The following is a 25,987-nucleotide window of genomic DNA, read 5'->3' as shown; positions in this document are numbered from 1 at the left end:
CAAATCCGTGAAAGACTTATTAAAGTTTCTGAAAGCGCAAACTAAAACCGAAGAGTTTGATGCGATCAAAATTGCTCTGGCTTCGCCAGACATGATCCGTTCATGGTCTTTCGGTGAAGTTAAAAAGCCGGAAACCATTAACTACCGTACGTTCAAACCTGAGCGTGACGGCCTTTTCTGCGCCCGTATCTTTGGGCCGGTAAAAGACTATGAGTGCCTGTGCGGTAAGTACAAGCGCCTGAAACACCGCGGTGTGATCTGTGAGAAGTGCGGCGTTGAAGTGACCCAGACTAAAGTGCGTCGTGAGCGCATGGGCCACATTGAGCTGGCATGTCCGACTGCGCACATCTGGTTCCTGAAATCCCTGCCGTCCCGTATCGGCCTGCTGCTGGATATGCCGCTGCGCGATATCGAACGTGTACTGTACTTTGAATCCTATGTGGTTATCGAAGGTGGCATGACCAACCTCGAACGCAACCAGATTCTGACCGAAGAACAGTACCTGGACGCGCTGGAAGAGTTCGGTGACGAATTCGACGCGAAGATGGGGGCGGAAGCGATCCAGGCGCTGCTGCGCAATATGGATCTAGAGCAGGAATGCGAGCAGCTGCGTGAAGAGCTGAACGAAACCAACTCCGAAACCAAGCGTAAAAAGCTGACCAAGCGCATCAAGCTGCTGGAAGCCTTCGTACAGTCTGGCAACAAGCCGGAGTGGATGATCCTGACCGTTCTGCCGGTACTGCCGCCAGATCTGCGTCCGCTGGTTCCGCTGGATGGCGGTCGTTTCGCGACGTCTGACCTCAACGATCTGTATCGTCGCGTGATCAACCGTAACAACCGTCTGAAACGTCTGCTGGATCTGGCTGCGCCGGATATCATCGTACGCAACGAAAAACGTATGCTGCAGGAAGCGGTTGACGCCCTGCTGGACAACGGTCGTCGCGGTCGTGCGATCACCGGTTCTAACAAACGTCCTCTGAAATCTTTGGCCGATATGATCAAAGGTAAACAGGGTCGTTTCCGTCAGAACCTGCTCGGTAAGCGTGTTGACTACTCCGGTCGTTCTGTTATCACCGTAGGTCCATACCTGCGTCTGCATCAGTGCGGTCTGCCGAAGAAAATGGCGCTGGAGCTGTTCAAACCGTTCATCTACGGCAAGCTGGAACTGCGTGGCCTGGCCACCACCATCAAAGCCGCTAAGAAGATGGTTGAGCGCGAAGAAGCTGTCGTTTGGGATATCCTGGACGAAGTTATCCGTGAACACCCGGTCCTGCTGAACCGTGCGCCGACCCTGCACCGTCTGGGTATCCAGGCATTCGAACCGGTTCTGATCGAAGGTAAAGCCATCCAGCTGCACCCGCTGGTTTGTGCGGCATATAACGCCGACTTCGATGGTGACCAGATGGCTGTTCACGTACCGCTGACGCTGGAAGCCCAGCTGGAAGCGCGTGCGCTGATGATGTCTACCAACAACATCCTGTCCCCGGCGAACGGCGAACCAATCATCGTTCCGTCTCAGGACGTTGTACTGGGTCTGTACTACATGACCCGTGACAGTGTTAACGCCAAAGGCGAAGGCATGGTGCTGACTGGCCCGAAAGAAGCTGAGCGTATTTATCGCGCCGGCCTGGCCTCTCTGCATGCGCGCGTTAAAGTGCGTATCACTGAATACGAAAAAGACGACAATGGTGAGTTTGTCGCGAAAACCAGCCTGAAAGACACGACCGTTGGCCGTGCCATTCTGTGGATGATCGTACCGAAAGGTCTGCCGTTCTCTATCGTGAACCAGGCGCTTGGTAAGAAAGCGATCTCCAAGATGCTGAACACCTGTTACCGTATTCTGGGCCTGAAACCGACCGTTATTTTCGCGGACCAGACGATGTACACCGGCTTTGCTTACGCAGCGCGTTCAGGTGCATCCGTTGGTATCGATGACATGGTCATCCCGGAGAAAAAATACGAAATCATCAGCGAAGCGGAAGCGGAAGTTGCTGAGATTCAGGAACAGTTCCAGTCCGGTCTGGTGACCGCGGGCGAACGCTATAACAAAGTTATCGATATCTGGGCTGCGGCGAACGATCGTGTATCCAAAGCGATGATGGATAACCTGCAAACCGAAACCGTGATTAACCGTGACGGTCAGGAAGAGCAGCAGGTTTCCTTCAACAGCATCTACATGATGGCCGACTCCGGTGCGCGTGGTTCTGCTGCACAGATTCGTCAGCTGGCCGGTATGCGTGGTCTGATGGCGAAGCCGGATGGCTCCATCATCGAAACGCCGATCACCGCGAACTTCCGTGAAGGTCTGAACGTACTCCAGTACTTCATCTCCACGCACGGTGCGCGTAAAGGTCTGGCGGATACCGCACTGAAAACAGCGAACTCCGGTTACCTGACTCGTCGTCTGGTCGACGTTGCCCAGGACCTGGTCGTCACTGAAGACGACTGCGGCACCCTGGAAGGCATCACTATGACGCCGGTTATCGAAGGTGGCGACGTTAAAGAGCCGCTGCGCGATCGCGTACTGGGTCGTGTGACGGCGGAAGACGTGCTGAAGCCGGGTACTGCGGATATTCTGGTTCCACGCAACACGCTGCTGCACGAGCACTGGTGTGACCTGCTGGAAGCGAACTCCGTTGACTCCGTCAAAGTGCGTTCCGTTGTATCCTGTGACACCGACTTTGGTGTATGTGCGCACTGCTATGGTCGTGACCTGGCGCGTGGCCACATCATCAACAAAGGTGAGGCTATCGGCGTTATCGCGGCACAGTCCATCGGTGAGCCGGGTACACAGCTGACGATGCGTACGTTCCACATCGGTGGTGCGGCATCTCGTGCGGCTGCTGAATCCAGCATCCAGGTGAAAAACAAAGGTAGCATCAAGCTCAGCAACGCGAAGTCGGTTGTGAACTCCAGCGGTAAACTGGTTATCACTTCTCGTAACACCGAGCTGAAGCTGATCGACGAATTCGGTCGTACTAAAGAGAGCTATAAAGTGCCTTACGGTGCGGTTATGGCGAAAGGCGACGGTGAGCAGGTTGCCGGCGGTGAAACCGTCGCAAACTGGGATCCGCACACCATGCCGGTTATCACCGAAGTGAGTGGTTTTATCCGCTTCACTGACATGATCGACGGCCAGACCATTACTCGTCAGACCGACGAGCTGACCGGTCTGTCTTCGCTGGTGGTTCTGGACTCTGCAGAACGTACCGCAGGTGGTAAAGATCTGCGTCCGGCGCTGAAAATCGTTGATGCTCAGGGCAACGACGTTCTGATCCCAGGTACCGATATGCCTGCTCAGTACTTCCTGCCGGGTAAAGCGATTGTTCAGCTGGAAGATGGCGTACAGATCAGCTCTGGTGACACCCTGGCGCGTATTCCGCAGGAATCCGGCGGTACCAAGGACATCACCGGTGGTCTGCCGCGCGTTGCGGACCTGTTCGAAGCACGTCGTCCGAAAGAGCCGGCTATCCTGGCTGAAATCAGCGGTATCATTTCCTTCGGTAAAGAAACCAAAGGGAAACGTCGCCTGGTTATCACCCCGGTAGACGGTAGCGAGCCGTACGAAGAGATGATTCCGAAATGGCGTCAGCTCAACGTGTTCGAAGGTGAACGTGTAGAACGTGGTGACGTAGTTTCCGACGGTCCGGAAGCACCGCACGACATTCTGCGTCTGCGTGGCGTACATGCTGTGACCCGTTACATTGTTAACGAAGTCCAGGACGTATACCGTCTGCAGGGCGTTAAGATTAACGATAAACACATCGAAGTTATCGTTCGCCAGATGCTGCGTAAAGCCACCATCGAAAGCGCAGGCAGCTCCGACTTCCTCGAAGGCGAGCAGGTGGAATACTCCCGCGTCAAGATCGCGAACCGCGAACTGGAAGCGAACGGCAAAGTGGGCGCAACGTTCTCCCGCGATCTGCTGGGTATCACCAAAGCGTCTCTGGCCACCGAGTCCTTCATCTCCGCGGCATCGTTCCAGGAGACCACTCGCGTGCTGACCGAAGCAGCCGTTGCGGGCAAACGCGACGAACTGCGCGGTCTGAAAGAGAACGTCATCGTGGGTCGTCTGATCCCGGCCGGTACCGGTTATGCGTACCACCAGGATCGTATGCGCCGTCGCGCTGCTGGCGAACTGCCGGCGGCACCGCAGGTGAGCGTGGAAGAAGCATCTGCCAACCTGGCAGAGCTGCTGAACGCAGGTCTGGGCGGTTCTGACAACGATTAATCGTTGATGCACTGCTAAAAAGCCGGTCAGGTTTCCTGACCGGCTTTTTTATTGCCTGTTCTCCGCAGTCCCCGTCTTTAATTACATTTACGCCATATCCAGGATGCAATTTTTTAGCAATTAATTCATAAATAATATCCATCAGCCTTTCACCTCAAAAACCTTTCTTTATATATGGGTAAAACTTCTACTCATATCAAAAAATAAACAATTTAAAGAGGATATATTCAAAATACCTGATGAATCATGGGATTACTGCTGCTGCTTTATCTTCGGCGCGACGGCCTGGAGAGGGATCGCTGCATCTCATGCTTCCCCCAACAAGGCGCAGAAATAATCCCGGAAGCAGGTAGGGATCATTACTTTAGGTCTGAGCGGACAGGCTCTGGGGGCTGCATGGAATTCGCGATACAACTCATTATTATCTTAATTTGTCTGTTTTATGGTGCCCGAAAAGGCGGTATTGCGCTGGGGCTGCTGGGCGGCATCGGTTTAGTGATCCTCGTCTTTGTTTTTCATCTCCAGCCGGGTAAACCGCCGGTTGATGTGATGCTGGTGATCATTGCGGTGGTGGCCGCCTCGGCGACGCTGCAGGCGTCCGGCGGCCTGGATGTCATGCTGCAGATTGCCGAGAAGCTGCTGCGGCGTAATCCAAAATATGTCTCTATTGTGGCGCCTTTCGTCACCTGCACGCTGACTATCCTCTGCGGTACCGGTCACGTGGTGTATACCATCCTGCCGATTATCTACGATGTGGCGATTAAGAATAACATTCGCCCGGAGCGTCCGATGGCCGCCAGCTCCATTGGCGCCCAGATGGGGATCATCGCCAGCCCGGTCTCGGTGGCGGTGGTCTCGCTGGTGGCGATGCTGGGGAATTTTACCTTTAACGGTAAACATCTCGAGTTTCTCGATCTGCTGGCGATAACCATTCCTTCCACACTGCTGGGCATTTTAGCCATTGGCATCTTCAGCTGGTTCCGTGGCAAAGATCTGGATAAAGACGAAGCCTTCCAGGCGTTTATTGCGGTACCGGAGAACCGCCATTACGTCTATGGCGATACGGCGACGCTGCTGGATAGAAAGTTGCCCACCAGCAACTGGATAGCGATGTGGATTTTTCTGGCCTCCATCGCTGTGGTGGCGCTGCTCGGCGCCTTCTCTGAACTGCGTCCGGCCTTTGACGGTAAACCGCTGTCGATGGTGCTGGTGATCCAGATGTTTATGCTGCTCTCCGGGGCGCTGATCATCATCATTACTAAAACCAACCCGGCATCGATTTCCAAAAATGAGGTCTTTCGTTCGGGAATGATCGCTATCGTCGCGGTGTACGGCATCGCCTGGATGGCGGAGACCATGTTTGGCGCTCACATGACCGAAATTAAAGGGGTGCTCGGGGAGATGGTCAAAGAGTATCCATGGGCCTATGCCATCGTGCTGCTGCTGGTTTCGAAGTTTGTGAACTCGCAGGCGGCAGCGCTGGCGGCGATTGTTCCGGTGGCCCTGGCCATCGGCGTCGACCCGGCCTATATCGTGGCTTCTGCGCCGGCCTGCTATGGCTACTATATTCTGCCGACCTACCCCAGCGATCTGGCGGCGATCCAGTTTGACCGCTCAGGGACCACCCATATTGGCCGCTTTGTGATTAACCACAGCTTTATCCTGCCCGGGCTCATCGGCGTTGGCGTCTCCTGCGTTTTTGGCTGGGTATTCGCTGCGATGTACGGCTTTCTGTAAGCGGGGACGGGCGCCGGCAGCGACGCCCGTTCAATTCAAGAGATTATTGCGCGAGGGGCAGGCGACGGTATAGTTCAATCATATCGGTCGCCAGATCCTGAATGACCATGGCGTTCATCAGATGGTCCTGAGAATGCACGGTGATCAGGTTGACCGGTAGCTTACCGCTGCCTTCATCCAGGCCGATAAGCTGGGTCTGAATTTTATGCGCATGTTTGACGAACTCATGGGACTCGGCCATGGCCTGCTCCGCTGCGGCAAAATCGCCTTTCCGCGCCAGCTGTAGCGCCGTCAGCGCCGCGCTGCGCGCAGAACCCGCGTTAACCAGCAGCTCCATGATGATCGTTTCTAAATCTTCCATCGATTACTCCAGCATCTTAAGGGCTTTATCCAGAACGGCATCACCTTTCATCATGCCGTAGTCCATCATATCGATCACGGCGACCTTTTTGCCGAACGGGTCGGCCAGCGCCTGCAGCTTCGCCTGCTCATATTTCACCTGCGGGCCGAGCAGAATAATGTCGGCGGCGGCCAGATTATCTTTAAACTCGGCGACCGGTACGGCCTTGATTGAGACCTCAACACCTTTCTTCTGCGCGGCATCTTGCATACGCTGAACCAGCATGCTGGTAGACATACCGGCGGCACAGCACAAAACGATATTCTTCATAGTCAGTGGCCCTTGTGTTCCGTGATGTCTTATGTTTATCGCGGCCCTGGCGATGCGACAACCGCTTTACCGTGATTGTGTGTAAGTCATCACACAAAAATTGAAACCGGTTTCATTTTTGCCGGAAAAAATAAAAAAGCCCACCGAAGTGGGCGGTTGCGGCGCTAAAGTCCTAGGCGCGCAGGATACGGTTTTTACCCTGCTGTTTGGCTTTGTACAGCGCTTCATCGACGCTCACCACCAGTTTATCCAGCGGCTCCATGTTCCATTCCCCCAGCCCGGCGCTGAAGGTGACCGTCAGGCCATCTTCGCGCCAGGTGCGCCGTTCGACGTTTACCCGCCATGTTTCCAGCAGCGTGCGGGCGTTATCAATATGTTCGGCAGGAAAGACCACCGCGAACTCTTCACCACCATAGCGATAGAGGGATATCTCCAGCGGCTGGAGGACCTGCAGCCCTTCGCGGGCGACGTTACGCAGAACGATATCGCCGTTGAGGTGACCCCAGGTGTCGTTGATCGATTTAAAGTTATCGATATCGACCAGCGCGAGGGCGAACGGCTGATGATCGTTCATCAGCGCGGCAATATCGCTGTCGAAGGCGCGGCGGTTCTTGCAGCCGGTGAGCGCGTCAATGGTCGCCTGGCGGACGTAGGTCAGTTCGCGCTGCTTATTAGTTTCAATGGCTTTACTCAGCATCGCCTCGAGGCGTGGGGCGCGTTTGACGTCGCCGGTTTTAATCGCATTGATGATATTCATCAGCACGGTGCGGGAGGCATGACGCAGATAAAGGCCGAACAGGATGATGATGATCGCCGCGAGGGCGAAACCGCCGATCACTAAATTGGTTTCATGGCGCGTCAGATTAACCAGGGTAGTGTTATCGACACGGAAAATCACAAACCAGTCGGGATTGGTAAAGGAGTAATAGTAATACCAGGTGTCGCTCCCGGGATCGTAAAGCTGCCCCTCGCCGCTGGTCATTTTATCCATCAGCTCATTACTGACGAAGGGTTTAAACAGCGCGCCAGGGTCGGAGTGCAGGACCACTTTGCCATCACGCTGCACCACAAAAAACTCGCCCTGTACGGGGGCCACCATCTGGCGCAGCGCGAACCCCATGGAGGTGAGATCGAGATGAAAGGCCAGGCTGCCCTTGAGTTTCCCCTCCGGGGTGATGATGGGTTTGAAAATGGTAATCGTCGGATGGTGGGTAAAAAAATCCATATATGGGCTGGTGTAGTGGCTGAAGGTGCTGGCTTCCGCCTGTTTGATAAACCAGGGCCGCGTTCTGGGATCGAAAGCCTGACTGTCTTCATTTTCCAGCACCTCCGGGGCGCGCAGATAGTGGCCCTCGGTATCCGCCAGCGAGATGGATGAGACGCTCGGCATCATGTTCTGTAACTGCATCAGCGTCGTTAACCCTTTCTCCGGTTCCACATTGACTGCGCGATTCAGTTCGTCATTGCGGGCAAAGAAGGCGACCGCGCGCCCAAGGATAAAATCATTTTCCCGCAGCAGGGTTTCCGTGTAGTTGATCGCCAGGTTGTGGGTAAAGTTGCGGTTAATGTCGTGATAATCTTCAAGAAAATCTTTTCGCTGCGCCAGGGTGACAAAAATAGCGATCAGCATAAAACTGAGCAAGATGCCGGCAAACCCCACGACGATCGGCGTCGTGAAAGAGAGCTTTCTATTGTGTAGAGCCATGAATCGTTAATCGTCCCGGATGTATAAACCATGGGTCCGAACGCAGGTTGCGACTGCGACGCCTGCCGATCGAATCAGTTAACTATTGCTCAATTATAACTCTGAGGCCTTCATGTATCGTGATTTATATTCGGCGACAATGTACAGGCCCTCGATCAGCGCGGAGAGGCAGGGCGAAAATGAGGAAGAAAAGGTTCGCCCTGGTCAGCGTCCGCTGCTGACCCGGGCAGAATAGAAAAAGGGCGCCTGGCGGGCCAGCCTCCGTTTTTCATCTCTCGTGCAGGCGCGCAAAAATATCAGGCGCTTACACTGTACATCATGAGGTTTGCGAGGCGCGTCCCAGCCAGCTGTCCCAGTCTTTCCACACCGGCTGCAGGCCGCGGGCAGCCAGCGCGCTGGCGACTTCTTCAGGCCGACGGTCATCGTGCGGCGCGAACTGCTCAAGCTCCGGATTGTCGTCGGCGTAACCCCCGGGCTGGGTTTTGGAGAAGGCGCTGACGTTATTGATCGCCAGCGGGATCACCCGGTCGCGGAACCAGGGGGATTCGCGGGTGGATAGCGACAGCTCAACCTCCGGCGCCAGCAGGCGGAAGGCGCAGATGGTCTGCACCAGCTGACGCTCATCCATTAGCGAGGCCGGTTCAATGCCGCCGGCGCAGGGACGCAGACGCGGGAAGGAGACCGAATAGCGGCTGCGCCAGTAGCGTTGCTGCAGCCACAGCAGGTGCTCAGCGACCATAAAGCAGTCCACCCGCCAGCTGTCGGAAAGGCCGATCAGCGCGCCAAGGCCGATCTTATCGATCCCCGCCTCGCCCAGGCGATCCGGCGTATCCAGCCGCCAGAAGAAATCCTGCTTTTTCCCTTTCAGGTGATGCTGGGCGTACATGCTTTCGTGATAGGTCTCCTGATAGACCATCACCCCGTCGAGCCCCAGGGTTTTCAGCTCGGCATACTCGTCGGTCGCCAGCGGCTGCACCTCCATATGCAGCGAGGCAAACTGGCTGCGGATTGCCGGCAGGTGCTGGCGGAAATAATCCATTCCCACCTTGCCCTGATGCTCACCGGTCACCAGCAGCAGATGCTCAAAGCCCAGGTCGCGGATCGCGGCGCACTCGCGGGCAATCTCGGCAGCATCCAGCGTCTTGCGCTTAATGCGGTTGCTCATCGAGAAGCCGCAGTAGGTGCAGTCGTTGGCGCACAGGTTGGAGAGATACAGCGGCACGTAGAAGCTGACGGTATTGCCGAAGCGCTGACGGGTAAGCCGCTGCGCGCGCTGGGCCAGAGGTTCAAGATACCCGGCCGCCGCCGGCGAAAGCAGGGCCATCATGTCGTCGCGGGTCAGCTGTTTGGCCGCCAGCGCCCGTTCGACATCGGCGGCGGTTTTACCGTTGATGCGCAGGCGGATGTCGTCCCACTCCAGCTGCCGCCAGCGATCGCTGAAGGTTTTCATGCCAGCGCCTCCAGGAATCCGGTGAGCGGGCTGGTGGCCTGCGCCTGCGCGCTGCGCGCCCCCGGTCCGGCCTGACGGGCCAGCAAGCCGGCCTCGACCGCCATACGGAAAGCGTGGGCCATGGCCACGGGATCGTCGGCGACGGCAATAGCGGTATTGACCAGCACCGCGTCCGCGCCCATTTCCAGCGCCTGCGCCGCATGGCTTGGGACGCCGATGCCGGCGTCGACCACCACTGGCACCGTCGCCTGCTCGATAATAATCTCCAGCATGGCTTTGGTTTCCAGCCCCTGATTGGAGCCGATCGGCGCGCCCAGGGGCATCACCGCCGCGCAGCCAGCCTCTTCCAGCCGTTTACACAGCACCGGGTCGGCGCCGCAGTAGGGCAGCACCACGAACCCTTCGCGGACCAGCAGCTCCGCCGCTTTCAGGGTTTCAATCGGGTCGGGCAGCAGCCAGCGGGCGTCCGGGTGGATCTCCAGTTTCAGCCAGTGGGTGCCCAAGGCTTCCCGCGCCAGGCGGGCGGCAAACACCGCCTCTTCCGCTGTCTTGGCGCCCGAGGTATTCGGCAGCAGGCTGACTCCCGCCGCCAGCAGCGGAGCGAGGATGGCGTCATTGTGCTGACGTAAATCGACGCGCTTCATCGCCAGGGTGACCAGCTGGCTGCCCGAGGCGCGAATCGCCTCAACCATCACCTCCGGGGCGGCGAATTTGCCGGTACCGGTGAAAAGATGGGATTCAAATGTTTTGTCTGCAATACGTAACATGTCAGCCTCCAGCGATAACCTGAAAAAGCAGGACTCGATCGCCTTCCTGCAAGAGATGATCTTCCCACCGGTCGCGCGGCAGAATGTGTTGATTGAGCGCCAGCGCGACGCCCGGCTGCAGCTGTTCGAGCTGGGTCAGCAGGGCGCTGACGCTGAGATGGTCGGCGCACGCCAGCGGCTCGTCGTTAAACCAGATCTGCATGCCGCCCTCCGCAAATCGGGCAGCCCCGGGAACGCTGTAGCGCCAGGTTACGCCAGTTGCTGGTGCGGGCGTCGAACAGCCGCAGAGTGTTGCGCGGCGTCGTCATGCCGCTGAGCAGCTTAATGGCCTCCAGCGCCTGCAGCGTGCCCATCATGCCGACCACCGGGCCGACGATCCCCGCGGTGCGGCAGTTGCGCTGCGGTTCGTCGCTATCCGGCCACAGGCAGCGATAGCAGCCCTGCGTCCAGGGGGGGGTGAGCACCATCAGCTGACCGCCGAAGCCGACGGCGCTGGCGGTCACTAACGGGATGTCGAGGGCCACGCAGGCGGCATTGATCGCCTGGCGGGTGACCATGTTATCGGTACAGTCCAGCACCACGTCCGCTTTCGCCACCTCGGCGCGCAGCGCCTCGCCGCTTAACCGCTGCTGGAGCGCAACCAGTTTGATCTGCGGATTTAGCTGGCTGAGCCGCGTCTTTGCCGCCGCGGCTTTTGGCCGATCGATATCCGCGCTGGTGAACAGGATCTGCCGCTGCAGATTGCTGAGATGCACGGCGTCGTCATCGGCCAGGGTCAGCGTCCCGACGCCAGCCCCGGCCAGATAGAGCGCCGCCGGGGAGCCCAGCCCGCCAAGGCCGATAATCAGCACCTGGCTGGCTAACAGCTTCTGCTGCCCCTCGATGGCGATATCCTCCAGCAGCAGCTGACGGCTATAGCGCATAAAGTCGTGATCATTCATCGCCCGCTCCCGCCAGCGCCAGCAGCTGGTCGGTCGCTGCCCGCCAGTCCGCCGCCTGGGTGATGGCGCTGACCACTGCGATGCTGCCGACGCCGGTCGCCAGCACCGCCGGGGCCTTTTCAAGGCTAATTCCGCCGATCGCCACGGTGGGGTAATCCGCCAGGCGTTGGATATGTCTGGCAAGCTGCTCGAGCCCCTGCGGCGCGGAGGGCATCTGTTTGGTTTGCGTCGGGAAGACGTGACCCAGGGCGATGTAAGAGGGGCGCGCCGCCAGGGCGACATCAATCTCCATATCGTCATGGGTGGAGACGCCCAGACGTAGCCCGGCTTGGCGGATGGCGCTCAGATCGGTGGTTTCCAGATCTTCTTGTCCGAGATGCACGCCGTAGGCCTGGTGCTTGATCGCCAGTCGCCAGTAATCGTTAATGAACAGCCGGGCGTGATAGCGGCGGCCAAGGGCGATGGCGGCGATGACGTCATCCTCCACCTCGCTGTCGCGTCGGTCTTTGATGCGCAGCTGAATAGTACGCACGCCGGCTTCGAGCAGGCGCTCAATCCACGCCACGCTGTCCACTACCGGGTAGAGTCCGAGACGAAACGGGACGGGTGGAAAATCAGGCTGATACATCAGACTTCCTCCTGTTTCAGGTAGATTTCGCCGCCGCGGGCGCGGAAGTGATGCGACATATCGGCCATGCCGGCGTCGATGGCCTGTCTGGCGGCGTAGTCGCGGACTTCCTGAGTGATCTTCATTGAGCAGAATTTCGGACCGCACATGGAGCAGAAGTGGGCAACTTTGCCGGATTCCTGCGGCAGGGTTTCATCGTGATAGGCCCGGGCGGTAAACGGATCCAGCGCGAGGTTAAACTGGTCTTCCCAGCGGAATTCAAAGCGCGCCTTCGACATGGCGTTATCGCGGATCTGCGCCCCGGGGTGACCTTTCGCCAGGTCGGCGGCGTGGGCGGCGATTTTGTAGGTAATCAACCCCTGCTTCACATCCTCTTTGTTGGGCAGGCCGAGATGCTCTTTTGGCGTGACATAGCACAGCATGGCGCAGCCGAACCAGCCGATCATCGCCGCGCCGATGCCGGAGGTGAAATGGTCGTAGCCCGGCGCAATGTCGGTGGTGAGCGGCCCGAGGGTGTAGAACGGCGCTTCGTGGCAGTGCTCCAGCTCCTCGGTCATATTGCGGCGGATCATCTGCATCGGCACGTGGCCGGGGCCCTCGATCATCACCTGCACGTCATACTCCCAGGCGATTTTCGTCAGCTCGCCGAGGGTGCGCAGCTCGGAGAACTGCGCTTCGTCGTTGGCATCCTGAATGGAGCCGGGGCGCAGGCCATCGCCCAGCGACAGCGACACGTCATAGGCGGCGCAGATTTCGCAGATTTCGCGGAAATGCTGGTAGAGAAAGTTTTCCTGATGGTGCGACAGGCACCATTTGGCCATGATTGAGCCGCCGCGCGAAACGATGCCGGTCAGACGCTTCGCGGTCATCGGGACGTAGCGCAGCAGTACGCCGGCGTGAATGGTGAAGTAGTCGACGCCCTGTTCGGCCTGTTCCAGCAGGGTATCGCGGAAGGCTTCCCAGGTGAGATTCTCGGCGATGCCGTTGACTTTCTCCAGCGCCTGGTAAATCGGTACGGTGCCGATCGGTACCGGACTGTTACGCAGGATCCACTCGCGGGTTTCGTGGATATAGCGGCCGGTGGAGAGATCCATCACCGTATCGGCGCCCCAGCGGGTGGACCAGACCAGCTTCTCGACCTCTTCTTCGATGGAGGAGGTCACCGCCGAGTTGCCGATATTAGCATTCACTTTTACCAGGAAGTTGCGGCCGATAATCATCGGCTCAGACTCCGGGTGGTTGATATTGGCCGGGATGATGGCGCGCCCGGCGGCCACTTCATCACGGACGAACTCAGGGGTAATGTTTTCCGGCAGGCGGGCGCCGAAGCCTTCGCCGGCATGCTGCTGGCGCAGAACTTCGCTGCGAATACGTTCGCGGCCCATGTTTTCGCGAATGGCGATGAACTCCATCTCCGGGGTGACGATCCCCTGGCGGGCGTAGTGCAGTTGGGTAACACATTTGCCGGCAACGGCGCGTTTTGGCTTCAGCTGGCTATTGAAGCGCAGCTCATCAAGGCCGTCATCGGCCAGCCGCGCTTTGGTATAGGCCGAGCTGCGTTCGCTGAGCGGGGCACAGTCATTGCGCGCGTCGATCCACGGCTGGCGCAGCCTGGCAAGCCCCTGGCGGACATTAATGCCAATATCCGGGTCGCCATAAGGTCCGGAGGTGTCATACACCGGGATCGGTTCGTTGGCTTCGTACTGTGGGTTATCGTTATCGCCGCCGACGAGGGTTGGGCTGAGCTGGATTTCACGCATTGGGACGCGGATATCCGCTTGTGAACCTTGAATGTAGATACGTCGCGAATTAGGGAAAGCAGCGCCTTCCAGCGTATCGATAAATCGCTGCGCGTGCTCGCGTAGCTCACGACGGGTCAGTTTGGTAGTAGACATAGCGCATTCCAGATGAAAAGGACATGGCTTGTCAGACGACGGATGGAGTAACAGATGCGATCGGCCCTGACGGACTGACGCGAACAGCAGTTTACTCTTGTTCCCTTCGCAGGTATTAGCCTGATCAGGTTCCGCGGATCCCGAATTAACGGTCTCAGCCTTTTCCACGTTAGCCTTCACATGGAAAATAAGCACTCCGACAAGATGACATCCCCTCCGGAGAGGGGGAATGAAGGTAAACTACTCGTTAATTGCGCACAACTCAAGCGGTCGGGGCAATATTATCGCGCACCTCATCGTTCAGATGATGGGCGACGGCGAGGGCGATCAGTTTATCTTCCAGGGCGAAACGCGCTTCCAGCGACTCGCCGATATCCGACAGCGCCTGCTGAAATTCAAGGTAGTTATCATGATCAATGGCGTTTTCGAGGCAGGTATCGTAGTAGTCCATCATCTGCTGGGTATTGGCTTCCAGCTGCGGGTAAAGCCGGGTGGCGGCTAAAAGTGGGGTATCGCCTTCCATTTCGCCAATAATGCGTTCATAAATACTAAAATGACCGGACGAGAGGTAATCCACCAGACTTTGGCAAAAGTCATCCAGCGCCTTTTCGTTTAGCCGCATAAACGACTCTTTGCCCGGTTTCAGGCCAACCAGATTGTAGTAAGCCACGAGCAGATGCTTACGCACTTGTAGCCAGCGATCGACCAGTTCATTACTACCGCCAACGCGCTCCGTCAGATTTTCCAGCTGGTTTAGCATGATTGACTCCGCTAGTTTTGATTTAAATCTGCTCACCAAAAATGTAAATATAATGTTAACAACATGCCAGTGAAGCAAAGGTAGTGCAATAGATATGGATCGTATTATTGAAAAATTAGATCGCGGCTGGTGGGTTGTCAGTCACGAACAAAAATTATGGTTGCCAGGTGGAGAATTACCACATGGCGAAGCGGTTAATTTCGATCTTGTCGGCCAGCATGCGCTGCATATCGGCGAATGGCAGGGCGATCCGGTGTGGATGGTGCGCCAGGATCGTCGCCATGACATGGGATCGTTACGCCAGGTGCTGGATCAGGATCCGGGACTCTTTCAGCTGGCGGGACGGGGGATCCAGCTCGCCGAATTTTATCGATCGCATAAATTTTGCGGCTACTGCGGTCACCCGATGCATGCCAGTAAAAGCGAATGGGCGATGCTGTGCAGCCACTGTCGTGAACGTTACTACCCGCAAATTGCCCCGTGCATTATCGTCGCTATCCGTCGCGACGATGCGATCCTGCTGGCGCAACATACCCGACATCGCAATGGGGTACACACCGTGCTGGCCGGGTTCGTCGAGGTCGGCGAAACCCTTGAGCAGGCCGTTGCCCGTGAGGTGATGGAGGAGAGCGGTATCCGGGTGAAAAATCTGCGCTACGTGACTTCTCAACCGTGGCCGTTCCCGCAGTCGCTGATGACTGCCTTTATGGCGGATTACGCGGAGGGCGATATCGTGGTGGATAAAAAAGAGTTACTCAGCGCGGACTGGTACCGCTATGACGATCTGCCGCTTCTGCCGCCGCCGGGGACGGTGGCGCGCCGGCTTATCGAAGATACCGTCGCGATGTGTCGGGCAGAGTTCGAGTGACATGTTACACTGGGCGTATCAACGCTAAAGGAATGTAAAAATGACCGAACTGAAGAACGATCGTTACCTGCGCGCGCTGCTGCGTCAGCCGGTTGATGTCACCCCGGTGTGGATGATGCGCCAGGCGGGCCGCTATTTACCGGAGTACAAAGCCACCCGTGCGCAAGCGGGCGACTTTATGTCGCTGTGTAAAAATGCCGAGCTGGCCTGCGAAGTGACGCTCCAGCCGCTGCGTCGTTACCCGCTGGACGCGGCGATCCTCTTTTCGGACATCCTGACCATCCCGGACGCCATGGGGCTGGGGCTGTACTTTGAGGCAGGCGAAGGCCCGCGCTTCACCTCGCCGGTGAAAAGCAAAGCCGACGTCGACAAGCTGCCAGTCCCGGATCCCGAGCAGGAACTGGGCTACGTGATGAATGCCGTGCGCACCATTCGCCGCGAACTGAAAGGCGAAGTGCCGCTGATCGGTTTTTCCGGTAGCCCATGGACGCTGGCGACCTACATGGTGGAAGGCGGCAGCAGCAAGGCTTTCACCGTCATCAAAAAGATGATGTACGCCGACCCGCAGGCGCTGCACGCGCTGCTGGATAAGCTGGCGAAGAGCGTCACCCTGTATCTCAACGCGCAGATCAAAGCCGGCGCGCAGTCGGTGATGATTTTTGACACCTGGGGCGGGGTGCTGACCGGCCGCGACTACCAGCAGTTCTCCCTCTACTACATGCATAAAATCGTCGATGGCCTGCTGCGGGAAAACGAAGGCCGCCGCGTGCCGGTGACGCTGTTCACCAAAGGCGGCGGTCAGTGGCTGGAAGCGATGGCGGAGACCGGCTGTGACGCGCTGGGTCTCGACTGGACCACCGATATTGCCGATGCCCGTCGTCGCGTGGGCAACAAAGTCGCGCTGCAGGGCAACATGGATCCGTCCATGCTCTATGCGCCCGCCGCGCGTATTGAAGAAGAAGTCGCGACCATCCTCGCCGGCTTTGGTCAGGGGGAAGGCCACGTCTTTAACCTCGGCCACGGCATCCATCAGGACGTTGACCCTGAGCATGCGGGCGTCTTTGTTGAAGCGGTGCATCGTCTTTCCGCACCCTATCACCAGTAGGAGATCAGCCATATGGATTTAGCCGCACTCCGTATCCAACAGCAACAGTTAGCCGCGTCGGTAGAGCGGGCGGATCGACTGGATCGCGACCCGCCAGTATTGATCGGCGGTGCGGATGTCGGGTTTGAGCAGGAAGGGGAAGTCACCCGAGCTGCGATGGTGCTGCTGACCTGGCCTGAACTGGAGCTGGTGGAGTATCAGGTGGCGCGCGTCGCCACCTCCATGCCCTATATTCCCGGCTTTCTCTCGTTTCGCGAAACGCCTGCGCTGCTGGCGGCGTGGGAGCAGCTTTCGCAAAAACCGGACCTGTTGTTTGTTGACGGACACGGTATTTCCCATCCGCGGCGGCTGGGCGTCGCCAGCCATTTTGGCCTGATGATCGACGTGCCGACCATCGGGGTGGCGAAAAAACGGCTGTGTGGAAAAATCGGCGAACTGGGTGATGCCCCCGGCGCGCTGGCCCCGCTGATGGATAAAAATGAACAACTGGCCTGGGTCTGGCGCAGTAAAGTCCGCTGCAACCCGCTGTTTATTAGCACCGGCCACCGGGTGGGCATGGACAGCGCCTTAATGTGGGTCGAACGCTGCATGCGAGGCTATCGTCTGCCCGAGCCGACGCGCTGGGCTGATGCGGTGGCGTCCCGTCGTCCGTCATTTGTGCGTTGGCAAGCAAATCACAGCTGATTCAGGTACACTGCGCCTAATTTCTGACTTCGAGAATTCATCATGTTACAAAACCCGATTCACCTGCGCCTGGAGAAGCTGGAAAGCTGGCAGCATGTCACTTTTATGGCCTGCCTGTGCGAGCGTATGTACCCCAACTACGCGATGTTCTGCAAGCAAACCGAGTTTGGCGACGGCCAGCTGTACCGTCGTATCCTGGATCTGATCTGGGAAACGCTGACGGTCAAAGATGCGAAGGTGAATTTCGACAGTCAGCTGGAGAAACTGGAAGAGGCGATCCCGGCGGCAGATGATTTCGACCTGTACGGTGTTTATCCGGCCATAGACGCCTGCGTGGCGTTGAGCGAACTGATCCATTCCCGTCTGAGCGGCGAAACGCTCGAGCACGCGATCGAGGTGAGCAAAACCTCCATCACCACCGTGGCGATGCTGGAAATGACCCAGGAAGGCCGCGAAATGACCGACGAAGAGCTGAAAGCGAACCCGGCGGTAGAGCAGGAATGGGACATTCAGTGGGAAATTTTCCGCCTGCTGGCCGACTGCGAAGAGCGTGACCTTGAGCTGATAAAAGGCCTGCGCGCGGACCTGCGTGAGGCCGGCGAGAGCAATATTGGTATAAATTTTCAGCAGTGAGACCAGAAAACGTGATTTACCGCCTGAATTGTAGCGTCTGAAGGCTTCCATTCCGCCCCCCGTCTGGTCTACATTTGGAGGGCGAAAAAAAGTGGCTATCGGTGCGTGTATGCAGGAGGGTGCTTTTTTGGCATTTCCGTCGCACTCGATGCTTAGCAAGCGATAAACACATTGTAAGGATAACTTATGAACAAGACTCAACTGATTGATGTAATTGCGGACAAAGCTGACCTGTCCAAAGCACAGGCTAAAGCTGCCCTGGAATCTACCCTGGCTGCAATTACTGAGTCTCTGAAAGAAGGTGATGCTGTTCAACTGGTTGGTTTCGGTACCTTCAAAGTGAACCACCGCGCTGAGCGTACTGGCCGCAACCCGCAGACCGGTAAAGAGATCAAAATCGCTGCAGCTAACGTGCCGGCATTTGTTTCTGGCAAAGCACTGAAAGACGCAGTTAAGTAAGACCGCGTGGCAGTGAACAGTTTTATCGAAGGGGCTATTAAGCCCCTTTTGTCTGTCTGGCGCCGGCCTCTGGCGCTGGCGGGCATCCTGTTGCTAACTGCCTGCAGCCATAACGCGTCGCTACCACCGTTTACCGCCAGCGGTTATGCGGACAACCAGGGGGCGATGCGTATCTGGCGTAAAGATTCTGGCGATGAAGTCCATCTTCTCGCCGCCTTCAGCCCGTGGCGTCACGGGGACACCTCGACCAGCGAATATCGCTGGCAGGGCGATCAGCTGACGCTTATTGAACTCAATGTCTACGGCAAGCCGCCGGAACATATTCGCGCCCGCTTCGACGCGCAGGGCGATCTGAGCTTTATGCAGCGGGAAGTTGACGGGCAGAAGCAGCAGCTCTCCAGCGACCAGGTCGCGCTGTACCGTTATCGCGCCGAGCAGATCCGCCAGACCAGCGACGCCCTCCGTCAGGGTCGGGTCGTCCTGCGTCAGGGGCGCTGGAACGCCGCCGCGCATACCGTCCTGACCTGCGAAGGGCAGACGGTGACGCCCGACCTCGATAGTCGGGCTCTGGCGCACATTGAACGCCGCCAGAGCCACGCTTCCGCCGCGGTGAGCATTGCCTGGCTTGAGGCGCCGGAAGGCTCTCAACTGCTGCTGGTGGCCAATGAAAACTTCTGCACCTGGCAGCCGACGGAAAAAAGCTTCTAACCTTTACCAGTGATTCATGCCCATATGACCGCCGCCGCTACCGCGACAGCCGCCATATCCCATGCCTGCGCAGCGGGGAACGCCTGCCTCAGCCAGCGCGAGATCAAATTTCACCCGCTGCTGATCCAGCTTCTGGCGTAAGCCTTCCATCTCCTGAGCGACGGCTTCAATCTTGCCGCTGTCCGGCTTTTGCGCCGTGAGCAGCGCATTGTACTCATAGCGTTTGGACTGCAGCTGCTGGCGAAGGGCGCTGGTTTGCGCATAGTAGTCGTTATGCAGCTTTTGCGCGGTAGCCTGCTGCTCCTGGGGCAGCTGGCTGTAGCCCTGGTTGCCCATCCCGTTATTGTTGCCCCAGTGGTGGTTGGCCCAGGCCGCGTTGCTGCCGAAGGTCAGCGCGGCAAGGGTGACGAGGGCGAGAGGTAAGTTACGGTTCCGTTTCATGGCATTTTCTCCTGTGTGGTTTCTCCCGGTATTGCATCTTCCATGCCAGCCTGAAAAAGCCCGTCCGAACAGGTCTGCCGAGGCCATGGCAGAGAAAGCGAGTAAAAATGACCCGTTCCGCCCGGGACCGGCGAGTCATTTTTACTCGCTAAAGCGCAGGCGATATGCTTGAGAGCAGGTTTGGCCGTGCGGAAACATGGCATGATTTCTGCTGAAAGATCCTGCTGATAGCGAAAAGGAGATGACAAGGACTCGCCGATGAAGATCAAACCTTTTTCCCGGGACGCTGCCGCTGGCGCGCTGAGCTGGCTGCTGACCGGTACGGTGGTGCTGCTGGTGGTGCTATTCTCCGCGATGATCGTCCGCGATTACGGTCGTGAGACGACCGCCGCCCGACACACTATTGAGGAGAAGGGGAGCGTACTTATCCGCGCGCTGGAATCCGGCACGCGCGTTGGCCTGGGAATGCGGATGCATCACGCGCAGCTGCAGGCCCTGCTGGAAGAGATGGCCTGGCAGCCGGGCGTCCTGTGGTTCGCGGTGACTGATGACAATGGCACCATCATCGCTCACAGCGATCCGCAGCAGGTGGGCCAAACGCTCTACCGCCCCGCGCAGATGCGTGCGCTGGCGGTTGGCGAACAGGCGCGCTGGCGGCGGCTTAGCGAGCCGCAGCCGGCCATGGAGGTCTATCGCCAGTTTCGCCCGCTCAATCCGGCCCGCGGCCACCATAGGGGCATGATGAATCGCGGCGACAGCGCCCTGGCTCAAGCCACCGTCCCGCAGGTGATTTTTATCGCCTTTGATAGCCGTGAACTGGATGCCGCGCAGGCCCGCGGGCAGCGGAATATGGTCATCATGCTGGGCGCCGCCGCGCTGGTGACAGCGGCAACGATCCTCGCCCAGTTCTGGTTCCGCCGCTATCGCCGCTCGCGAAAACAACTGCTGGAGGCGATGGCCCGCAAAGAGAAACTGGTGGCGCTTGGCCATCTGGCGGCGGGCGTGGCGCACGAGATCCGCAATCCACTCTCGTCGATTAAAGGGCTGGCGAAATATTTTGCCGAGCGCACGCCGCCGGGCGGCGAGTCGCATCAGTTAGCGCGGGTGATGGCCAAAGAGGCCGACCGCCTGAACCGGGTGGTCAGCGAACTGCTGGAGCTGGTCCGGCCCGCGCATTTAAATTATCAGCCGGTGGATATCAACGCGCTTATCCACCACTCATTACAGCTGGTCAGCCAGGATGCGCAGAGTCGCGGGATCGCGCTGCAATTCACTCCGCGCCCGGAGCTCTCCACGATCAACGCCGATGCCGACCGCCTGAACCAGGTGCTGTTGAACCTGTACCTGAACGCGATGCAGGCGATTGGCCGTGACGGCGTCATTCGCGTATCGGCAAGCGAAGCTGACCGTCAGCGGATGAAAATCGTCGTCGCAGATAACGGTAAAGGGATGACTGCCGAAGAGCTGCAGGCCATTTTCACCCCCTATTTCACCACCAAAGCGGACGGCACCGGGCTGGGGCTGGCGGTGGTGCAGAATATTATCGAACAACATGGCGGGACGATCCGCGCCGAAAGTCAGCCGGGGGCTGGAGCGATATTTACGCTTTGGCTACCGATTGATGCTCAACGGAGGGAAGATGAGCAGCGATAAGGTACAGATTCTGGTTGTCGATGATGACATCAGCCACTGCACGATCCTGCAGGCGCTGCTGCGCGGCTGGGGCTATCAGGTGGCATTAGCCCACAACGGCCTGCGGGCGCTGGAGCTGATCCATCAGCAGGTCTTCGACCTGGTGCTGTGCGATATTCGCATGGCGGAGATGGACGGTATCGCGACGTTAAAGGAGATTAAAGCCTATAACCCGGCGATCCCGGTGCTGATCATGACGGCGTTCTCCAGCGTCGATACGGCGGTGGAGGCCATCAAGTCCGGGGCGCTGGATTATCTGATTAAACCGCTGGATTTTGACACGTTACAGCAGACGTTAGTCCAGGCGCTGGCACACACCCGGCATAGCGAGGGCGAACACCCCGCCGCAGCGAGTTCGCGTTGGGGCATGATAGGCGACAGCCCGGCAATGCAGGCGCTTCTTAATAATATTACGCTGGTAGCCCCTTCGGATGCGACGGTGCTGATCTATGGGGAGTCGGGAACCGGTAAGGAACTGGTGGCGCGCGCCATCCACGCCTGCAGCGGGCGCGGTGATAAGCCGCTGGTGACGCTCAACTGCGCGGCGCTGAATGAGTCGCTACTGGAGTCGGAACTCTTCGGCCATGAAAAAGGGGCGTTTACCGGCGCGGATCGGCGACGTGAGGGGCGCTTTGTCGAAGCGGATGGCGGCACGCTGTTCCTCGATGAAATTGGCGATATCTCGCCATTGATGCAGGTCCGGCTGCTGCGGGCGATTCAGGAGCGGGAGGTGCAGCGGGTCGGCAGCAACCAGACGCTTGCCGTTGATGTGCGGCTGATCGCCGCCACCCACCGCAACCTCGCGGAAGAGGTAAGCGCCGGGCGTTTCCGCCAGGATCTCTATTACCGCCTGAACGTCGTGACTATTGAAATGCCGCCGCTGCGCCGGCGCCGGGAAGATATTCCGCCGCTGGCGCAGCACTTTCTCAAACGCTATGCCGAACGCAATCGTAAGGCGGTAAAGGGGTTCACGCCACAGGCGATGGACCTGCTGATCCACTACTCCTGGCCGGGCAACATTCGCGAGCTGGAAAACGCGGTGGAGCGGGCGGTGGTGCTACTGACCGGGGACTATATCTCCGGGCGGGAACTGCCGCTGGCGATTGCGGGTACGCCGCTGCCGTCAGGCGGGAGCGAGGAGGGGCTGATTCAGCCGCTAGTGGAAGTCGAAAAAGAGGTGATTCTGGCGGCGCTGGAAAAAACGGGCGGCAACAAAACCGAAGCCGCCCGTCAGTTAGGCATTACGCGGAAAACGCTGTTGGCGAAACTTAGCCGTTAGCCTTTTCGCGCTCAATGGCGCGCCAGCCGATATCGTTTCGGCTAAAGCTGCCATCCCAGCGAATATCGGTCAGCAGCTGATACGCGCGCTGCTGCGCCTGCGCTACGGTATCGCCCAGGGCGGTGACGCACAGTACGCGCCCGCCGTTGGTGACCACGCGCTGGTCGTCAGACAGTTTCGTGCCGGCGTGGAAGACTTTACCGTCTGCCGCTTCCTGCTGCGGCAGGCCATGGATCTCATCGCCCGTGTTGTAGTTGCCCGGATAGCCGCCGGCGGCAACCACTACCCCCAGCGATGCGCGGTCATCCCACTCGGAGGTTTTCTCATCCAGCTTGCCGGCGCAGGCGGCGAGGCACAGCTCTACCAGGTCAGATTTCATGCGCAGCATGATCGGCTGGGTTTCCGGATCGCCAAAGCGGCAGTTGAACTCAATGACCTTTGGGTTGCCCTGCTTGTCGATCATCAGACCGGCATACAGGAAACCGGTATAGGTGTTGCCTTCCGCGGCCATGCCCTTCACGGTTGGCCAGATAATACGCTCCATGGTGCGCTGATGGACTTCATCAGTCACGACCGGCGCCGGAGAATAAGCGCCCATCCCACCGGTGTTCGGGCCGGTATCGCCGTTGCCGACGCGTTTGTGATCCTGGCTGGTGGCCATCGGCAGGACGTGTTCGCCGTCGACCATCACAATGAAGCTGGCCTCTTCGCCATCGAGGAACTCTTCAATGACGATGCGGTGTCCGGCGTCGCCAAAGGCGTTACCGGCCAGCATGTCTTTGACCGCCGCTTCGGCTTCCTCAAGGGTCATCGCCACGATAACGCCTTTACCCGCCGCCAGACCGTCGGCTTTGATGACGATCGGCGCGCCTTTCTCGCGCAGGTAAGCCAGCGCTGGCTCAACTTCGGTGAAGTTCTGGTATTCCGCCGTCGGGATATGATGACGCGCGAGGAAATCTTTGGTGAAGGCTTTCGAGCCTTCCAGCTGCGCCGCGCCTTCGGTTGGCCCAAAGATGGGGAGCCCGGCGGCACGGAACGCGTCGACCACGCCAATCACCAACGGCGCTTCCGGACCAACGATGGTCAGGTCGATATTTTCATCCTGAGCGAAGCGCAGCAGCGCCGGAATATCGGTGACGCCGATGGCGACGTTTTGCAGCGACGGCTCCAGCGCGGTACCTGCGTTGCCCGGCGCAACGTAGACGGTATCAACCAGCGGCGATTGGGCCGCTTTCCAGGCCAGGGCGTGTTCACGCCCGCCGTTGCCGATTACTAATACTTTCATCTGCAGCTCCATGAATTAATGGCGGAAGTGGCGCATATCGGTGAAGATCATGGCGATGCCGTGTTCGTCAGCGGCGGCAATCACTTCGTCGTCGCGGATAGAGCCGCCCGGCTGGATAACGCAGGTGATGCCGACCGCAGCCGCGGCGTCAATCCCGTCGCGGAACGGGAAGAAGGCATCGGAGGCCATGGCGGAGCCTTTCACTTCCAGACCTTCGTCACCGGCTTTAATCCCGGCAATTTTCGCCGAGTAGACGCGGCTCATCTGGCCGGCGCCTATGCCGATGGTCATATTGTCTTTGGCATACACGATGGCGTTGGATTTGACGAATTTCGCCACTTTCCAGCAGAACAGCGCATCGCGCAGCTCTTGCTCGCTCGGCTGACGTTTACTGACCACGCGCAGTTCGCCTGCGGTGACCATACCGAGATCGCGGTCCTGAACCAGCAGGCCGCCGTTGACACGTTTGAAATCGAGACCGGCAACGCGCGCTTCCCACTGACCGCAGGTCAGTACGCGGACGTTCTGCTTCGCGGCAGTGATTTTCAGCGCTTCTTCGCTGGCGGACGGGGCGATGATCACCTCGACAAACTGGCGAGAGATGATCGCCTGCGCGGTGTCGGCATCCAGCTCGCGGTTGAAGGCGATGATGCCGCCGAACGCGGAGGTCGGGTCGGTTTTGTATGCGCGATCGTAGGCGTCAAGGATCGAGTCGCTGACGGCAACGCCGCACGGGTTAGCGTGCTTAACGATCACGCAGGCCGGTTCGTTGAACTCTTTCACGCACTCCAGCGCCGCATCGGTATCGGCAATATTGTTATAGGAGAGCGCTTTACCCTGCAGCTGGGTAGCGGTTGCCACGGAAGCTTCTTTGACATTCTCTTCTATATAGAAGGCAGCCTGCTGGTGGCTGTTTTCGCCGTAGCGCATATCCTGCTTCTTAATGAAGTTCAGATTCAGGGTGCGTGGGAAGCGGCCAGCGGCTTCTTTGCTTTCGCCGTGATAGGCCGGAACCATGCTGCCGAAGTAGTTGGCGATCATGCTGTCGTACGCGGCGGTGTGTTCGAAGGCTTTAATGGCGAGGTCGAAGCGGGTGTCCAGCGTCAGGGAGCCTTCGTTGGCGTCCATTTCATTAATGATGGCGGTGTAGTCGCTGCTCTTCACCACGATGGCGACATCTTTGTGGTTCTTCGCCGCGGAGCGGACCATGGTTGGGCCGCCGATATCGATGTTTTCCACCGCGTCTTCCAGCGAGCAGCCTTCACGAGCGACGGTTTGGGCAAACGGATAGAGGTTAACGACCACCATATCGATAGGCGCGATACCGTGCTGCTGCATGATGCCATCATCCTGACCGCGACGACCGAGGATGCCGCCGTGTACTTTCGGATGCAGGGTCTTCACGCGTCCATCCATCATTTCCGGGAAACCGGTGTAGTCAGAGACTTCGGTTACCGGCAGGCCTTTATCTGCCAGCAGGCGGGCGGTGCCGCCGGTGGACAGCAGCTCGACACCACGAGCGGAAAGCGCCTGCGCGAATTCGACGATACCGGCCTTGTCAGAAACACTGAGCAGAGCGCGGCGGACTGGACGACGTTGTTGCATGGTATTAAATCCCCAGGATTTGAACATTACAGAGAGCGTTAGGTGAGTTTTTGCCTAAAAACTCACCTAACGCACCCAACCGGGCATCCGTGTCATAGCGCGGCATTGTAACGAAAACGTTTGCGCAACGCTCGCGAATTTTTATCTTTCTCTTTAGGCCGATGGTTCTTCTTCTATATAGCTGCCGATCCGCGGGGCGTTCGGTCATGTTTTGACGCTCTCCTGTGGATAATTCTGTGTGTAAAGAGGTATAAAGCGGGGTTTTGCTGGGGAATGCAGCAGTCAGTCATTTTTCTGCCATTTTTCTATTGCGGGCGCTCGAGAACTCCCTATAATGCGCCTCCATCGACACGGCAGATGTGAATCACTTCACACAAACAGCCGGTTCAGTTGAAGAGAAAAATCCTGAAAAACGGGTTGACTCTGAAAGAGGAAAGCGTAATA

Annotated in this window: 24 protein-coding genes and 1 riboswitch; of the genes, 10 read left to right on the top strand and 14 right to left on the bottom strand. The window is 58.2% G+C overall.

Annotated elements, in window-relative coordinates:
* The first annotated feature begins 7 nt into the window (after positions 1 to 7).
* Together rpoC and dcuB are read left to right on the top strand one after the other, a co-directional pair.
* A complete protein-coding gene (rpoC, locus tag ABLV04_RS07290) occupies positions 8 to 4,231 on the top strand; it encodes a DNA-directed RNA polymerase subunit beta' (RefSeq protein ID WP_023291591.1) in 4,224 nt (1,407 codons plus the stop codon).
* A 396-nt stretch (positions 4,232 to 4,627) separates the two neighbouring features.
* Positions 4,628 to 5,968 carry an anaerobic C4-dicarboxylate transporter DcuB gene (dcuB, locus tag ABLV04_RS07285; protein WP_004206756.1) on the top strand — a complete coding sequence of 447 codons (1,341 nt, stop codon included), beginning with the start codon at positions 4,628 to 4,630 and terminating at the stop codon, positions 5,966 to 5,968.
* A gap of 43 nt (positions 5,969 to 6,011) precedes the next feature.
* Here the strand turns inward: dcuB and ABLV04_RS07280 are convergent, their stop codons facing one another.
* The 10 genes from ABLV04_RS07280 to ABLV04_RS07235 form a co-directional block, all read right to left on the bottom strand.
* Complete coding sequence (locus ABLV04_RS07280) at positions 6,012 to 6,329, bottom strand: PTS lactose/cellobiose transporter subunit IIA (protein WP_004206755.1); 318 nt, start codon at positions 6,327 to 6,329, stop codon at positions 6,012 to 6,014.
* Between the two features lie 3 nt (positions 6,330 to 6,332).
* Positions 6,333 to 6,638 carry a PTS sugar transporter subunit IIB gene (locus ABLV04_RS07275; RefSeq protein ID WP_002884150.1) on the bottom strand — a complete coding sequence of 102 codons (306 nt, stop codon included), beginning with the start codon at positions 6,636 to 6,638 and terminating at the stop codon, positions 6,333 to 6,335.
* A 172-nt stretch (positions 6,639 to 6,810) separates the two neighbouring features.
* Positions 6,811 to 8,343: a sensor domain-containing diguanylate cyclase gene (locus ABLV04_RS07270; RefSeq protein WP_017901111.1), complete on the bottom strand. Its 1,533-nt coding sequence runs from the start codon at positions 8,341 to 8,343 to the stop codon at positions 6,811 to 6,813.
* A gap of 316 nt (positions 8,344 to 8,659) precedes the next feature.
* Positions 8,660 to 9,793 (bottom strand): 2-iminoacetate synthase ThiH, encoded by a 1,134-nt coding sequence (gene thiH / locus ABLV04_RS07265; protein WP_180266435.1) that lies wholly within the window; start codon positions 9,791 to 9,793, stop codon positions 8,660 to 8,662.
* Complete coding sequence (thiG, locus tag ABLV04_RS07260; RefSeq protein WP_004206751.1) at positions 9,790 to 10,560, bottom strand: thiazole synthase; 771 nt, start codon at positions 10,558 to 10,560, stop codon at positions 9,790 to 9,792. Before thiG ends, thiH begins: the two co-directional genes overlap by 4 nt.
* Position 10,561: 1 nt before the next feature.
* Entirely contained in the window at positions 10,562 to 10,762 is a 201-nt protein-coding gene (gene thiS, locus ABLV04_RS07255; protein WP_017901114.1) for a sulfur carrier protein ThiS, read from the bottom strand.
* Positions 10,746 to 11,501: a thiazole biosynthesis adenylyltransferase ThiF gene (gene thiF, locus ABLV04_RS07250; RefSeq protein ID WP_180266436.1), complete on the bottom strand. Its 756-nt coding sequence runs from the start codon at positions 11,499 to 11,501 to the stop codon at positions 10,746 to 10,748. The genes thiS and thiF overlap by 17 nt, the downstream gene beginning before the upstream one ends.
* On the bottom strand, positions 11,494 to 12,129 hold the full coding sequence (gene thiE, locus ABLV04_RS07245) for a thiamine phosphate synthase (protein ID WP_060592194.1): 636 nt from the start codon (positions 12,127 to 12,129) through the stop codon (positions 11,494 to 11,496). The genes thiF and thiE overlap by 8 nt, the downstream gene beginning before the upstream one ends.
* Complete coding sequence (thiC, locus tag ABLV04_RS07240; RefSeq protein WP_023291597.1) at positions 12,129 to 14,024, bottom strand: phosphomethylpyrimidine synthase ThiC; 1,896 nt, start codon at positions 14,022 to 14,024, stop codon at positions 12,129 to 12,131. Before thiC ends, thiE begins: the two co-directional genes overlap by 1 nt.
* A gap of 84 nt (positions 14,025 to 14,108) precedes the next feature.
* Positions 14,109 to 14,233: riboswitch (TPP riboswitch) on the bottom strand.
* Between the two features lie 53 nt (positions 14,234 to 14,286).
* Positions 14,287 to 14,784 carry an Rsd/AlgQ family anti-sigma factor gene (locus ABLV04_RS07235; protein ID WP_023291598.1) on the bottom strand — a complete coding sequence of 166 codons (498 nt, stop codon included), beginning with the start codon at positions 14,782 to 14,784 and terminating at the stop codon, positions 14,287 to 14,289.
* A 94-nt stretch (positions 14,785 to 14,878) separates the two neighbouring features.
* On the opposite strand from ABLV04_RS07235, the gene nudC reads away from it, so the two are divergent.
* The 6 genes from nudC (at position 14,879) to ABLV04_RS07205 (ending at position 19,241) form a co-directional block, all read left to right on the top strand.
* Positions 14,879 to 15,652 carry an NAD(+) diphosphatase gene (gene nudC / locus ABLV04_RS07230; RefSeq protein ID WP_023291599.1) on the top strand — a complete coding sequence of 258 codons (774 nt, stop codon included), beginning with the start codon at positions 14,879 to 14,881 and terminating at the stop codon, positions 15,650 to 15,652.
* 40 nt (positions 15,653 to 15,692) lie between these two features.
* Positions 15,693 to 16,757 carry a uroporphyrinogen decarboxylase gene (hemE, locus tag ABLV04_RS07225; protein ID WP_023291600.1) on the top strand — a complete coding sequence of 355 codons (1,065 nt, stop codon included), beginning with the start codon at positions 15,693 to 15,695 and terminating at the stop codon, positions 16,755 to 16,757.
* Positions 16,758 to 16,769: 12 nt separating this feature from the next.
* Positions 16,770 to 17,441, top strand: coding sequence for a deoxyribonuclease V (gene nfi / locus ABLV04_RS07220; RefSeq protein ID WP_023291601.1), 672 nt, complete (start codon positions 16,770 to 16,772; stop codon positions 17,439 to 17,441).
* 42 nt (positions 17,442 to 17,483) lie between these two features.
* Positions 17,484 to 18,074, top strand: coding sequence for a YjaG family protein (locus ABLV04_RS07215; protein ID WP_004206742.1), 591 nt, complete (start codon positions 17,484 to 17,486; stop codon positions 18,072 to 18,074).
* A gap of 186 nt (positions 18,075 to 18,260) precedes the next feature.
* Complete coding sequence (gene hupA / locus ABLV04_RS07210; RefSeq protein ID WP_002884342.1) at positions 18,261 to 18,533, top strand: nucleoid-associated protein HU-alpha; 273 nt, start codon at positions 18,261 to 18,263, stop codon at positions 18,531 to 18,533.
* 12 nt (positions 18,534 to 18,545) lie between these two features.
* Complete coding sequence (locus ABLV04_RS07205; protein ID WP_023319466.1) at positions 18,546 to 19,241, top strand: DUF1481 domain-containing protein; 696 nt, start codon at positions 18,546 to 18,548, stop codon at positions 19,239 to 19,241.
* A gap of 3 nt (positions 19,242 to 19,244) precedes the next feature.
* Here ABLV04_RS07205 and zraP read toward each other — a convergent pair whose 3' ends face one another.
* Together zraP and ABLV04_RS07195 are read right to left on the bottom strand one after the other, a co-directional pair.
* Positions 19,245 to 19,682, bottom strand: a complete 438-nt coding sequence (zraP, locus tag ABLV04_RS07200; RefSeq protein WP_147734191.1) for a zinc resistance sensor/chaperone ZraP — start codon at positions 19,680 to 19,682, stop codon at positions 19,245 to 19,247.
* The gene (locus tag ABLV04_RS07195) at positions 19,679 to 19,951 is read right to left on the bottom strand and encodes a hypothetical protein (protein WP_077271805.1); all 273 of its coding nucleotides are present in this window, start codon (positions 19,949 to 19,951) and stop codon (positions 19,679 to 19,681) included. The genes zraP and ABLV04_RS07195 overlap by 4 nt, the downstream gene beginning before the upstream one ends.
* Here ABLV04_RS07195 and zraS point away from each other — a divergent pair.
* The gene (gene zraS / locus ABLV04_RS07190) at positions 19,941 to 21,335 is read left to right on the top strand and encodes a two-component system sensor histidine kinase ZraS (RefSeq protein WP_147734192.1); all 1,395 of its coding nucleotides are present in this window, start codon (positions 19,941 to 19,943) and stop codon (positions 21,333 to 21,335) included. The two genes, ABLV04_RS07195 and zraS, sit on opposite strands and share 11 nt — an antisense overlap.
* Entirely contained in the window at positions 21,322 to 22,653 is a 1,332-nt protein-coding gene (gene zraR, locus ABLV04_RS07185) for a sigma-54-dependent response regulator transcription factor ZraR (RefSeq protein ID WP_101993178.1), read from the top strand. The genes zraS and zraR overlap by 14 nt, the downstream gene beginning before the upstream one ends.
* On the opposite strand, the gene purD is transcribed toward zraR, so the two are convergent.
* Together purD and purH are read right to left on the bottom strand one after the other, a co-directional pair.
* Positions 22,643 to 23,938, bottom strand: coding sequence for a phosphoribosylamine--glycine ligase (gene purD / locus ABLV04_RS07180; RefSeq protein WP_180266437.1), 1,296 nt, complete (start codon positions 23,936 to 23,938; stop codon positions 22,643 to 22,645). The two genes, zraR and purD, sit on opposite strands and share 11 nt — an antisense overlap.
* A gap of 15 nt (positions 23,939 to 23,953) precedes the next feature.
* Entirely contained in the window at positions 23,954 to 25,543 is a 1,590-nt protein-coding gene (gene purH / locus ABLV04_RS07175) for a bifunctional phosphoribosylaminoimidazolecarboxamide formyltransferase/IMP cyclohydrolase (RefSeq protein WP_023291607.1), read from the bottom strand.
* Between the last annotated feature and the right edge of the window lie 444 nt (positions 25,544 to 25,987).

Source organism: Klebsiella sp. JN_Kp127, from assembly GCF_040062505.1.
Classification (GTDB): Bacteria; Pseudomonadota; Gammaproteobacteria; order Enterobacterales; family Enterobacteriaceae; genus Klebsiella; species Klebsiella quasipneumoniae.
The sequence above is the reverse complement of the archived record's forward strand: the minus strand, read 5'-3'. Positions and strand labels throughout refer to the sequence as shown.

What these genes read in the sequence shown, in the direction of transcription:
- dcuB (WP_004206756.1), top strand. Translation starts at nt 4,628, where the DNA reads ATGGAATTCGCGATACAACTCATTATTATCTTAATTTGTCTGTTTTAT.
- ABLV04_RS07280 (WP_004206755.1), bottom strand. Translation starts at nt 6,329, where the DNA reads ATGGAAGATTTAGAAACGATCATCATGGAGCTGCTGGTTAACGCGGGT.
- ABLV04_RS07275 (WP_002884150.1), bottom strand. Translation starts at nt 6,638, where the DNA reads ATGAAGAATATCGTTTTGTGCTGTGCCGCCGGTATGTCTACCAGCATG.
- ABLV04_RS07270 (WP_017901111.1), bottom strand. Translation starts at nt 8,343, where the DNA reads ATGGCTCTACACAATAGAAAGCTCTCTTTCACGACGCCGATCGTCGTG.
- thiH (WP_180266435.1), bottom strand. Translation starts at nt 9,793, where the DNA reads ATGAAAACCTTCAGCGATCGCTGGCGGCAGCTGGAGTGGGACGACATC.
- thiG (WP_004206751.1), bottom strand. Translation starts at nt 10,560, where the DNA reads ATGTTACGTATTGCAGACAAAACATTTGAATCCCATCTTTTCACCGGT.
- thiS (WP_017901114.1), bottom strand. Translation starts at nt 10,762, where the DNA reads ATGCAGATCTGGTTTAACGACGAGCCGCTGGCGTGCGCCGACCATCTC.
- thiF (WP_180266436.1), bottom strand. Translation starts at nt 11,501, where the DNA reads ATGAATGATCACGACTTTATGCGCTATAGCCGTCAGCTGCTGCTGGAG.
- thiE (WP_060592194.1), bottom strand. Translation starts at nt 12,129, where the DNA reads ATGTATCAGCCTGATTTTCCACCCGTCCCGTTTCGTCTCGGACTCTAC.
- thiC (WP_023291597.1), bottom strand. Translation starts at nt 14,024, where the DNA reads ATGTCTACTACCAAACTGACCCGTCGTGAGCTACGCGAGCACGCGCAG.
- ABLV04_RS07235 (WP_023291598.1), bottom strand. Translation starts at nt 14,784, where the DNA reads ATGCTAAACCAGCTGGAAAATCTGACGGAGCGCGTTGGCGGTAGTAAT.
- nudC (WP_023291599.1), top strand. Translation starts at nt 14,879, where the DNA reads ATGGATCGTATTATTGAAAAATTAGATCGCGGCTGGTGGGTTGTCAGT.
- hemE (WP_023291600.1), top strand. Translation starts at nt 15,693, where the DNA reads ATGACCGAACTGAAGAACGATCGTTACCTGCGCGCGCTGCTGCGTCAG.
- nfi (WP_023291601.1), top strand. Translation starts at nt 16,770, where the DNA reads ATGGATTTAGCCGCACTCCGTATCCAACAGCAACAGTTAGCCGCGTCG.
- ABLV04_RS07215 (WP_004206742.1), top strand. Translation starts at nt 17,484, where the DNA reads ATGTTACAAAACCCGATTCACCTGCGCCTGGAGAAGCTGGAAAGCTGG.
- hupA (WP_002884342.1), top strand. Translation starts at nt 18,261, where the DNA reads ATGAACAAGACTCAACTGATTGATGTAATTGCGGACAAAGCTGACCTG.
- zraP (WP_147734191.1), bottom strand. Translation starts at nt 19,682, where the DNA reads ATGAAACGGAACCGTAACTTACCTCTCGCCCTCGTCACCCTTGCCGCG.
- zraS (WP_147734192.1), top strand. Translation starts at nt 19,941, where the DNA reads ATGAAGATCAAACCTTTTTCCCGGGACGCTGCCGCTGGCGCGCTGAGC.
- zraR (WP_101993178.1), top strand. Translation starts at nt 21,322, where the DNA reads ATGAGCAGCGATAAGGTACAGATTCTGGTTGTCGATGATGACATCAGC.
- purD (WP_180266437.1), bottom strand. Translation starts at nt 23,938, where the DNA reads ATGAAAGTATTAGTAATCGGCAACGGCGGGCGTGAACACGCCCTGGCC.
- purH (WP_023291607.1), bottom strand. Translation starts at nt 25,543, where the DNA reads ATGCAACAACGTCGTCCAGTCCGCCGCGCTCTGCTCAGTGTTTCTGAC.